We start from the raw sequence: 10454 nt of genomic DNA on the forward strand, positions 1-10454 counted from the left end.
GCCGCTCAAAACTGCCCAAAGTTGAAAACCAAGCTACTCGAGTCGGAAAGGAAACCGGAACTGGGATTGGGTAACCTGGAAGTGTAGAGAAAACCGCAAAAGGACAAACCTCGGCCCGAAAAGGCCGCGGGCACGTGCAGAACTTCGGAGAATTGGAGACTTCTGGATGAAAGCTATCTTAGCAGCAGCCGCGATCGGTTTGGCAGGGATCCCTCTGCTGGCCCCCTTGCCAGGAGAGGCCCAGCCGCTTTTCCAATTGGGTGCCTACCGCCTTGAGCAGGGGACGATTATTCCCGTCGGCAGCCTCAGCAGCGAAGGGCCGCAATACTTTTACCCCGACACCATCTACCCGCTGGAGGTGGCCGTCACGCAAAACATTTTCGACAACCAGGGGCGTTTGGTGATCCCGGCGGGCAGCCGCGTTTTTGGGCAAATGGAACCGGCACCGGGCGGATCCCGCTTTGTTGCCACCTCCATCGTCCTCGGCGGTCGCACCTATAGCCTGCAGGCCTCTTCCGGCATCCTCCACGACGAGAAGGATCCCCGCCAGTATTCGGCTGAGGCCATCGCCCAGGATGCAGCCATCGGGGCAGTCGCAGGCACCCTTTTGGGAGCCATCAGCGGCGGCGTCTCGGCGGGCAATGTTCTAGGCGGGGCAGTGGCTGGCGTGGTGGTGGGCAATGTAACCGCTCCCCAGGTGGTGGTGCTGCGCCCCGGCCAGTCGTTTAATCTGACTTTGGAAGCGCCGCTCACCCTGTAATCCCCGGCTTCTGTTCCAAGGCAGGGGTGGAGATCCGGCAACTTGTGATTCACTGGATCAGCAAGTTGTGGATCCCGTGTCTCTATGCCTGCAGAATCCAAGTCCACTCCTGTCCTGCACACCACGGAGCACACGTTCAACGCCGGGGGAAAGTCCTTCCCCTACAGGGCGGTGGCCGGCTGGCAGACCCTCTTCCGGCGGGAAAAGCCGGTAGCCGAGATCTTCCACGTCGCCTATCTGAGGCAGGAGGTTGACTCCCGACAGCGGCCTCTCACCTTCGTCTTCAACGGCGGGCCGGGGGCGGCCTCTGCCTATTTGCACATGGGATCCCTGGGGCCGAGACGCCTCCGCTTTGGGCCCAACGGCAGCTTGCCGCCCTCGCCAGTGCAACTGGTGGATAACGGCGAAAGTTGGCTGCTGTTTTCTGATTTGGTCTTTGTCGATCCGGTGGGGACGGGGTTCAGCCGCGCCCTGCCCAAGGAGTCTCAAGACGCCAAAAGTTCTCAGGAAAAATCCGATCCGGCGGCCAAGCCCACCCAGGCGGAGGAAAAGGAAGACGAGCCCCCCAAGGAGGCTCCCTTTTGGGACGTGGAGCGGGATTTGCAATCCTTGGGCGAGTTTATCCAGGGCTTCCTCTCGCGCTACAAGCGCTGGCTCTCTCCCATTTTCATTGCCGGCGAGAGCTACGGGGGCTTTCGGGTGGCGCGGCTGGCCAAGGAGCTGCAAGCCAAGTTTGGCGTGGGCCTGTCGGGGGCTATTCTCATCTCGCCGGCCATCGAGTTCGGGCTGCTGGAGACCACCGATTACAACCTCAGCACCTGGGCAATGCTTTTCCCCTCCTATGTCGCCACAGCAGCCTATCATGGGCGGTGTGGCTGGGGGGAGGATTTGCAGATCCTGCTGCCCAAAGCAGAAGGCTTTGCCCGCCAGCGGCTGTTGCCCCTCTTGGCCATGGGAGAGGCGATGCCAGAAGCGGAGCGGCAGGCCATCTACGCGGAGATGGCGGCAGGGATCGGACTCTCGCCGGAGTATGTGGCCCACAAGGGGGGGCGGATCGACCCGGCCAGCTTTGCCCGCGAGCTGTTGCGCTCCCAGCGGCTGGTGCTGGGGCTCTACGACGCCTCTGTAACCACCGTGGATCCCTTTCCGGATCGGCCTACCTTCGAGGGATCCGATCCCACCTTAGATGGGGTAGATCGCCTGTTTACTGCCGCCATCAACAGCCACCTGCGGGAGACCCTGCAGGTGGACACGGAGCTGACCTATCACCTCCTGAACCTAGAGGTGTTCAAGTCCTGGCGCTTCGCCCCCAAGGGGGAGCTCAAGCAAGGGTTCATCGGCGCCATGGACGAGCTGCGCAGCAGCATGGCCCTCAACCCCCACATGCGGGTGAGCATTCACCACGGCTTCTACGACCTGGTCACCCCTTACTTTGCCTCCAACCACCTGGTGGATTTGATGAAGCTGGATCCCCGCCTCAAGGCCAACCTCACCCTGCGCCACTACCGCGGCGGCCACATGTTCTACACCTGGGATCCCTCGCGGGCCGAGTGGTTTGCCGAAATGGCTGAGTTTTACCGAAAGGCCGTTTCCAGCTCGGGGATCCCTGCGTGATGGGCAATCCCAACCCCGCCTGCCTACTGCCGCAGCCAACGGGTGGTGCCGTCTTTTTGGTCGATAAGGGTGATCCCCAGAGCCTTTAACTGCTCCCGAATGCGATCGGCTTCGGCAAAGTTTTTCGCCTTGCGGGCCGCCGTGCGTTGGGCCACCAGCTCTTCAATCCGCGCGTCTTCAAGGGGTGGAAGCTTGGCCAGTTCCCCGTTGGCGGCAGCTTTCTCGGATCCCTGGGCAGGCTGGGGCCAGCAGAAGCCCAGCGTGGCCAAGATCTCCAGCAGGGCGGCGCCCTTCTGCCTCAGCAAGTGCGGCTGCAGGTGGGTGTGGCCCTGGTGGGTCAAGAGGTTGTGCTCGCGGATCAGTTCCTTGGCCAGCTCAAAGGCAAGAGCCAGCGCCCCAGGGGTGCCGAAGTCGTCGTCCATGGCCGTCTGGAAAGCCCTCATCGCCTCGGAATCGGGGGATCCCCCTTGGCCAAACTGCTGGGCGCAGTGGATCCCTTTTTGGAGAGTCTCCCAGCCGTGGCTGGCCGCCTCCATTGCTGCTTCAGTGAGGTCAATCGGGCTGCGGTAATGGGTCTGCAGCAGGAACAGCCGCAGGGCCATGGGGTGATAGAGGGCAAGGGCCTGTCGTAGGGTGGTGAAGTTGCCCAAAGATTTGGACATCTTCTGGCCGTTGACGTTGACAAAGCCGTTGTGCAGCCAGTACTTGGCCAGCGGCTTGCCGGTAATTGGCTCGGATTGGGCCAGCTCGTTCTCGTGGTGGGGAAAAATGAGGTCTGCCCCACCAGCGTGAATGTCGATGTGATCCCCCAGAGTCTCTCGCACCATGGCCGAACACTCGATGTGCCAGCCCGGTCGCCCCCAACCCCAAGGGGACTCAAACCCCGGCTCGGAAGGGGGGGCCGCCTTCCAAAGGGCAAAGTCAAAGGGATCCCGTTTGCCAGCGCCCTCTTCTCCCACCCGGCCGCTGGCCCCTGCCTCCAGCTCCTCCAGCTTGCGACCGGAGAGCTGGCCGTAATCCGGGAACTTACGGACGGCATAGTAGACATCGTAAGCAGGAGTCTCCCCCTGAGGGGCGAGGGGATCCCGTACCCGGTAGGCAAAGCCCTTGAGCTCCAGCGATTGGATCAGCTCGAACATGGCCCGCAGCGATCGGGTTGCCCTGGGGTAGAGATCGGCCCGCTTGATGTTGAGGCGATCCATATCTTGGAAATACTCGGCGATGAAGCGTTCCGCCACCGCCTGCATCGACTCGCCCCGCTCTAAGGCCCGCTTGAGGATCTTGTCGTCCACGTCGGTAAAGTTCTGCACATACTTCACCCGGTAGCCGCGGCACTCCAGGTAACGACGCACCATATCCCACACCACATAGGTGCGCGCGTGGCCGAGATGGCAGAGGTCGTAAACCGTGACGCCGCAGACGTACATCCGCACCAGCGGCTTCTCCCCGCCCGCCGCCTCGTCGGCAGAAATGGACTCAGAGCCACCGAAGGGTTGAAACACTTCCTTACGGCGAGTCAAGGTGTTGTAGACAACCAAAGTCATGGAGAATCCTGGTTTGTAGTTTCAGCTACAGCAAAGCGGGCTTTATCTTCCAGATCGGCACGGTGGCACACTCTGTTCTACATCGGATAAGGCTCGACAAAATCTCACCAGGCCGAAGGCTGAAATCATTGTGGGACAAGCATTTTAGCTGAAGTTACCTGCAAAGACTTGTCTAGATTTATTAACTACGGTACTCTAACCTGAGTGCGAACCAACGTATTCATTATCGAACTGCGCTTGGGCTTCACCGGCCTCGGTGGAGCTTGCAGCAAGGGGCCGCTGGCCTCAATTTTGACATCTTCTCTTTCACTCTAGTGTCAGCCTGTTGGTGTGAGGATGCCCCAAAGATTGACGTTCTCAGATGCCCAGGGGAGGGAGCTGGACATCCATAGCGCTGCCGTGAGCACCCTTTCTCCGCCCAAGGATCCGGCAGGGATCCCGACCGCTCAGGAGCGGGCTGCCGAGGGGGGAGAGCCGGCACTTCTGTCTGCCCCGTCAAGACTCCGGTGGGCTGGCTTAGCCCTTTCTCTCAGCTTAACGGGCCTGGTGTGGCTCCTGAAGCTGGAGGCCGATCCCCACGCCGATGCCCTGGAAGAGTCGGGGCCAGCCCCCTCCGATGAGCCAGCCGAGCTAGAAAATCCAGATCCCTCGACCTTGGCTCCGGCGCGACGGGGCTACCCGAGGTGGGCCACCGGCCTCTTGCTCATGCTGGGCTTGGCGGGGGTGGCCACGCTGCATCAACGCCAGCTTTCTCGTCACCCTTGGGGATCCCGGCTAGCGGAGCCGATTCCGCCCTCGGTGCACACGCTGTCCGGCGCCCTGCAGCAGAACTACGAGCAAAAAAAAGCCCAACTGCGGCAAGCCTTCGAGGCGGGCCAGATCCCGACTGGGGAAGGGCCCCGAGGCATTCTCGAGCATGAGGTGCAGCCGGGGGAAACCCTCTGGCATCTGACCCAGATGTACCAGCTCGATGCCGCCGCCATCACTGTCTCCAACGGCATTCAAGCCAGTACGCCGCTGCGGCCAGGGCAGAAGCTGCTGATCCCCAGCCAGCCGGGATTGATCTACAGCGTCAAGCCGGGAGATACACTGGAAGACATTGCCAACCGCTACCGGGTTCCGCAGCAGCGGATCATCGAGGCAACTCCCCTGGATCGGCCTGAGTATCTGCGCATTGGCCAACGACTGCTCATCCCCGGCGATGTGGGCGAGCTGATCCGGCGCGAGAACGAGATGCTCGCCCGCCGCGAGGCAGAAGAACGCCGCCGCCAGGAAGAGGAAGCCCAGGAACAAGCTCGATTACAGGCCGAGCAGCAACGCCAGGCCCAGCAGATGCAGCAAGAACGACAGGCCCTCTTGGCCGGTGGCTCGCTGGTCCACACGGTGGGAGCTGGCGACACCATCGAGCGGATTGCCGCTCGCTATGGGGTGACGCAGCGGTCGGTCATCCAGGCTAACCACTTGCGCAATCCCCACTGGCTACGCATTGGCCAACGCCTGACAATTCCGGCGCCTGGCACGCAGCCCGCCCCGCCGGCCCCCGGGCGACGAGCCCGGAGCCAATCCCAAGCTCGGCCAGCGCCGGCAGCTCCTCCTCCAGCTCTTCCTCCGGCCCGCAGCAGTGGCTTCATCTGGCCGGTTGCGGGGCAAATCACCTCCGGCTTTGGCTACCGTCGCGGTCGCTTCCATGCGGGGGTCGATATTCCCGGCCCGGTGGGATCCCCCATTGTAGCCGTTCAGGAGGGGGAGGTCATTTTTGCCGGCAATGCCGGGGATGGCTACGGCAATCGCGTCGATATTCGCCATCCCAACGGGATCGTTACCCGCTACGCCCACGGTCACCGGATCTATGTGTCCAAGGGCCAGTATGTGCAGCAGGGCCAGGTAATCATGAGCCGGGGCAATACGGGCCGCAGCACAGGGCCACACTTGCACTTTGAAGTCCGCCCCGGCGGGGGCGCGCCTGTGGATCCGCGGCCCTATCTGCCCTAAACACGTTTCAAACAAGAGGCTGCGCAGAACAGCCAGTCCCGGGCATAAATTGCTAGCCTAAAAAAGCAAACTCCAGACCGTAGGAACACGCCGATGCAGTGGGTGAACGCGCTCTCCCAGCTCCCTTCTCTGGAAGCGGCTCTGCGGCAGGTGGTGGAGGAAGCTAAGGCTAAGCTCCAGGTAGCCCAACTGAAGAGCGCCCTGACGCGACAGGTGCAGGCGGTGGGATCCGGCAGCCTGCCGGGGCTGCTCACCGGGTACGTCCCCTCTCAGCCGCTGCGGCCCAACTTGGGGATCCTGTTTGTGTCGGCGGCCTTTGCCAGCGAGTACATTCGCGTGCTGCCCCTGTTGTCGGAGCTGTTGGAGGTGGACGTTTTGATCGGCTGCTCCGGCGGCGGGATCGTGGGTGGGGGGCATGAAATTGAGGAGGGGCCGGCCCTGTCGCTGTCTTTGGCGGTGCTGCCGGATGTGGCCTTGCACCCTTTTTATTTGCGGGGAAACCAATTGCCCGACTTGGATGCACCTCCTTCGGCCTGGATAGACTTGGTTGGAGTTTTGCCGCAGAGCAAGCCCCATTTTCTGCTCTTGGCGGATGGATTTTCCTCTCGAATCTCTGAGCTGTTGCAAGGGCTGGATTTTGCCTATCCGGGGGCGGTCAAGGTGGGGGGATTGGCCAGTGGCGGCCGCGGCCCTCGCGGCAATGCTCTGTTTTTGCTGGATGCGCGTACCCCCACACCCCGGCGGGAGCTGTATCGGGAAGGCACGGTGGGGCTGGCCCTCTCCGGCAACGTGGTGCTAGATGCGGTGGTGGCTCAGGGATGTCGCCCGATTGGGGATCCCTTGCGCGTCACCGAAGCGGAGGGGAATGTGATCCTCAGCTTGGAGGGGCGTCCTCCTTTGGCGGTCTTACAGGATTTGGCCGAACGGCTCAGCCCATCGGATCAACGCTTGGCCCGCCAAGCTCTCTTCATCGGCCTGCTGATGGACGAGTTCAAATCCGAGCCGACGTCGGGAGATTTTCTCATTCGCGTGATCCTGGGCATCGATCCACGGGTGGGGGCGATCGCCATCGGGGATCGGGTGCGCCCCGGCCAGACGGTGCAGTTTCATCTGCGCGATGCCCAGACTTCGGCAGAAGATCTGCGGTGGGCCCTCAGCCGCTATTGTGCCGAGCGCAACCTACAGCAAAGCTACCCCGCAGAACGCTCCTCTCAACCCAAGCCGGATCCCTGTGGGGCGCTGATGTTCTCCTGCCTGGGGCGAGGCAAGGGGCTGTACGGTACCCCCAACTTTGACTCGCAACGGTTTCGGGAATTGCTGGGAGAGCTACCCCTGGGGGGCTTTTTTTGCAACGGCGAGATCGGCCCGGTGGGGGGATCCACCTTTTTGCACGGCTACACCTCCTGCTTTGGGATCTTCCGGCCCGCCCGCTAAGGTTTTGGCAATCCTGAGCTGAGTTTGTAGCTGAGACCCAGACTCCCTCAGCGACGCTGCCGAAGTCCTGGAGCTGCCCCAGCGGGGAAAGAAGGGAAGCTGGAGCGGTGGTCTATAATCCTGCCAATCCCTCGATCGCCGCCCTCAGCCATGGCCGATGTCGCTCCGGTTGTCACTTCTGCCCTTCTGACTGTTCAGGGGTTGCGGGTTTTCTTGCCCAGCCGCACTGCCGGCAGCCAGGCAGAATGCTTGGGATCCCCGGTGGTGGATGGGCTGTCCTTTCAACTGGGGGCCGGACAAGTCCTGGGCTTAGTGGGGGAATCCGGATCCGGCAAGACCATAACCGCCCTGACGCTGATGGACTTGCTGCCCAGCTCCGCTCGGGTGGAAGGCACCATTCTCTTTCAGGGCCCCCAGGGAACAGTGGACTGGCTGCGGCTGGATCCCCGGCAACGGCGGCGCTACCGCGGCTCCCAGATCGCCATGATCTTCCAAGAGCCGAGCACCGCCCTCAACCCCCTCTACACCTGTGGCCAGCAGTTGCGGGAAACCCTGAGGGCCCACACCTCCCTCCCCCCAGCGGAGCTCCGCGCCCAAGCCATCCGCCTGTTTGAGGAAGTGCAGCTTTCTCCCCAGATGCTGGAGCGCTATCCCCATCAGCTCTCCGGCGGCCAGATCCAGCGGGCGGCCATCGCCTGTGCCATCGCCTCTAACCCCAAGCTGTTGATTGCTGATGAGCCGACTACCGCCTTGGATGTAACGGTGCAAGCCGAGATCTTGCGCCTGCTCCGGGATCTGCAGCAGCAGCGACAGATGGCGATCCTCTTCATCACCCACGACCTCAATTTGGTGGCGGAATTGGCGGATCAGGTGGTGGTGATGTGCCGGGGCCAAGCCGTGGAACAAGGATCGGTGAAACAGATCTTTTGGGATCCCCAGCACCCCTACACCCGCGGCCTGCTGGCCTGTCGCCCACCGTTGGAGCGGCGGTTGCGGCGGCTGCCCACCGTCCAGGATTTCCAGGAAAAGGGGGGATCCCTCGAGGAGCGGTGGCAGCAACTGGAGATCCCAGCCGCCGAAGAGGAAGAACGGCTGCGCCAGATATGCAGCCAGCCCCCTCTGTTGCAGGTGCGGGAGTTGCGCACCCACTATGCCGTCCGTCGCGGGCCATTGGGCCGCCAGGTGGGCGAGATCCGAGCTGTGGACGGGATCAGCTTCGACCTGTATCCAGGCGAAACCCTGGGGGTGGTGGGCGAGTCCGGCTGCGGCAAAACCACCCTGGGGCGAACCCTGTTGCGTCTAATCCGCGCCAGTTCCGGCCAGGTAATCTACGACGGAGAAGACTGGCTCCGCCTGCCGCCTCGGCGCCTGCGCCGCTTGCGCCGCGAGATCCAGCTTATCTTTCAGGATCCGGCAGCCTCTTTGGATCCGCGCATGAGTGTGGGAGCCAGCGTCATGGAGCCGATGGTGCTGCACGGGATGGGGAGAAACGCCGCCGAGCGGCGAGCACGAGCCCAACGCCTGTTTGAACGAGTCGGGTTGGATCCCGAGGCGCTGGATCGTCTGCCCCACCAGTTTTCCGGCGGGCAGCGGCAGCGGATTTGCATTGCCCGCGCCCTGGCTTCGGAGCCGCGCCTGCTCGTCTGCGACGAGGCAGTGTCTTCCCTGGATGTCTCCGTACAGGCCCAGGTGCTGAACTTGCTCAAGGATCTGCAGGAGGAGCTGGGACTGACCTATCTGTTCATCTCCCACGACCTGAGCGTGGTCAAGTTCATGAGCGACCGCATTCTGGTCATGAACCGAGGCCGCATCGAAGAAATTGGCCCTGCCGCTCAGATCTACCGGAACCCGCAGCAGGACTATACCCGCCGCCTCATCGCCGCCATTCCCAAAGGGGATCCGAAAAAGCGTGCCCGCCAAGCCGGATGAAGGGTCTCCCCTGGAGCCGCGCCCACCCGCCTCCCGGCCAGATTTGCAATGAGGCTAGAATTAAGTAAACTTTGAGTCGTAAAGCTTTGGACTCTTGTTAGCTGATTTAACAAAACGTTTTATCCGCAGTTTGGGCTGCAACCGGCTATGGCTCGCATACTCATCATTGAGGACGACCCTTCAATTCTGGATATTCTGCGTATCAATCTGGAGTTGGCGGGCTATGAGGTCGTGAAGGCCACCGATGGGGTACGCGGACAAGCACTGGCTCTGCAGGTTCTTCCGGATCTCATCATTCTCGACCTGATGCTGCCCCAGGTGGACGGCCTGACGGTTTGCCAGCGCTTGCGGCGGGAGGAGCGCACCAGCGAGATCCCGATCCTGATGCTCACCGCCCTCGGCCAAACCCAAGACAAGATTGAAGGCTTCAACGCTGGCGCCGACGACTACCTGACCAAACCCTTTGAGGTGCAGGAGCTGCTGGTGCGGGTGCGGGCCCTGCTGCGACGTGCCGATCGCATTCCCCAGACGGCCAAACACGGCGAGATCCTCACCTATGGCCCCCTCACCCTGGTGCCAGAGCGCTTCGAGGCGGTGTGGTTTGGCAAAACCATTAAGCTCACCCACCTGGAGTTTGACCTGCTCCACTGCCTGATGCAGCGGCACGGCCAGACAGTCTCCCCCAGCGAAATCCTGCAGGAAGTGTGGGGCTACGAGCCCGACGACGACATCGAGACCATTCGCGTCCACATCCGCCATCTGCGCACCAAGCTGGAGCCGGATCCGCGCCACCCCCAGTACATCAAAACTGTCTACGGGGCGGGCTACTGTCTGGAGCTGCCCAACATTGCCGATCCCCAGCCGCTGCAGCCGGAACTGGCAAAAGACTCCTCTTCCCCGTAAAAACCACCTGCCGTAGGAGAGCATGACTCTAGTCAATGATATGCTGGACTATACTGAAAATAATGCCCAGTATGTTCAGTATGGCTGCTTGGTATGGCTAGGTATGTAAAACCGAGAGAAGCGGCGGATTATTTTGGGGTGTGTCTCCACACCTTGAGGCGATGGGAGCAGAAAGGTTGGATCAAGGCAATACGTACGCCATCTGGTAGGGCGAGAAGGTATGACCTCGACAGCTACATCAAAACGCCAAAAAAAGTCAAACGAGTCGTTTTGTACGC

At 61.9% G+C, this 10454-nt stretch carries 7 protein-coding genes; 6 read left to right on the forward strand and 1 reads right to left on the reverse strand.

What is annotated here, in order from left to right; all coding sequences use genetic code 11:
* Nucleotides 1-166 precede the first annotated feature (166 nt).
* Together SYN60AY4M2_RS12550 and SYN60AY4M2_RS12555 are read left to right on the forward strand one after the other, a co-directional pair.
* Entirely contained in the window at nucleotides 167-760 is a 594-nt protein-coding gene (locus tag SYN60AY4M2_RS12550; RefSeq protein WP_011430720.1) for a hypothetical protein, read from the forward strand.
* Between the two features lie 84 nt (nucleotides 761-844).
* Complete coding sequence (locus SYN60AY4M2_RS12555) at nucleotides 845-2374, forward strand: peptidase S10 (protein ID WP_011430719.1); 1530 nt, start codon at nucleotides 845-847, stop codon at nucleotides 2372-2374.
* A gap of 23 nt (nucleotides 2375-2397) precedes the next feature.
* On the opposite strand, the gene cysS is transcribed toward SYN60AY4M2_RS12555, so the two are convergent.
* Nucleotides 2398-3918, reverse strand: a complete 1521-nt coding sequence (gene cysS, locus SYN60AY4M2_RS12560) for a cysteine--tRNA ligase (protein WP_011430718.1) — start codon at nucleotides 3916-3918, stop codon at nucleotides 2398-2400.
* 348 nt (nucleotides 3919-4266) lie between these two features.
* Between cysS and SYN60AY4M2_RS12565 the strand changes: the two genes are divergently transcribed.
* From SYN60AY4M2_RS12565 to SYN60AY4M2_RS12580, 4 genes are all read left to right on the forward strand, one after another.
* Nucleotides 4267-5910: a LysM peptidoglycan-binding domain-containing M23 family metallopeptidase gene (locus SYN60AY4M2_RS12565; RefSeq protein WP_240527850.1), complete on the forward strand. Its 1644-nt coding sequence runs from the start codon at nucleotides 4267-4269 to the stop codon at nucleotides 5908-5910.
* Nucleotides 5911-6003: 93 nt separating this feature from the next.
* Nucleotides 6004-7344: an FIST N-terminal domain-containing protein gene (locus tag SYN60AY4M2_RS12570; RefSeq protein WP_011430716.1), complete on the forward strand. Its 1341-nt coding sequence runs from the start codon at nucleotides 6004-6006 to the stop codon at nucleotides 7342-7344.
* Between the two features lie 150 nt (nucleotides 7345-7494).
* Nucleotides 7495-9273: an ABC transporter ATP-binding protein gene (locus tag SYN60AY4M2_RS12575; protein WP_011430715.1), complete on the forward strand. Its 1779-nt coding sequence runs from the start codon at nucleotides 7495-7497 to the stop codon at nucleotides 9271-9273.
* Nucleotides 9274-9420: 147 nt separating this feature from the next.
* Nucleotides 9421-10176 carry a response regulator transcription factor gene (locus SYN60AY4M2_RS12580; protein ID WP_011430714.1) on the forward strand — a complete coding sequence of 252 codons (756 nt, stop codon included), beginning with the start codon at nucleotides 9421-9423 and terminating at the stop codon, nucleotides 10174-10176.
* The last annotated feature ends 278 nt before the right edge of the window (nucleotides 10177-10454 follow it).

The organism is Synechococcus sp. 60AY4M2 (assembly GCF_002760375.1).
In the GTDB taxonomy this organism is placed as follows: Bacteria; Cyanobacteriota; Cyanobacteriia; order Thermostichales; family Thermostichaceae; genus Thermostichus.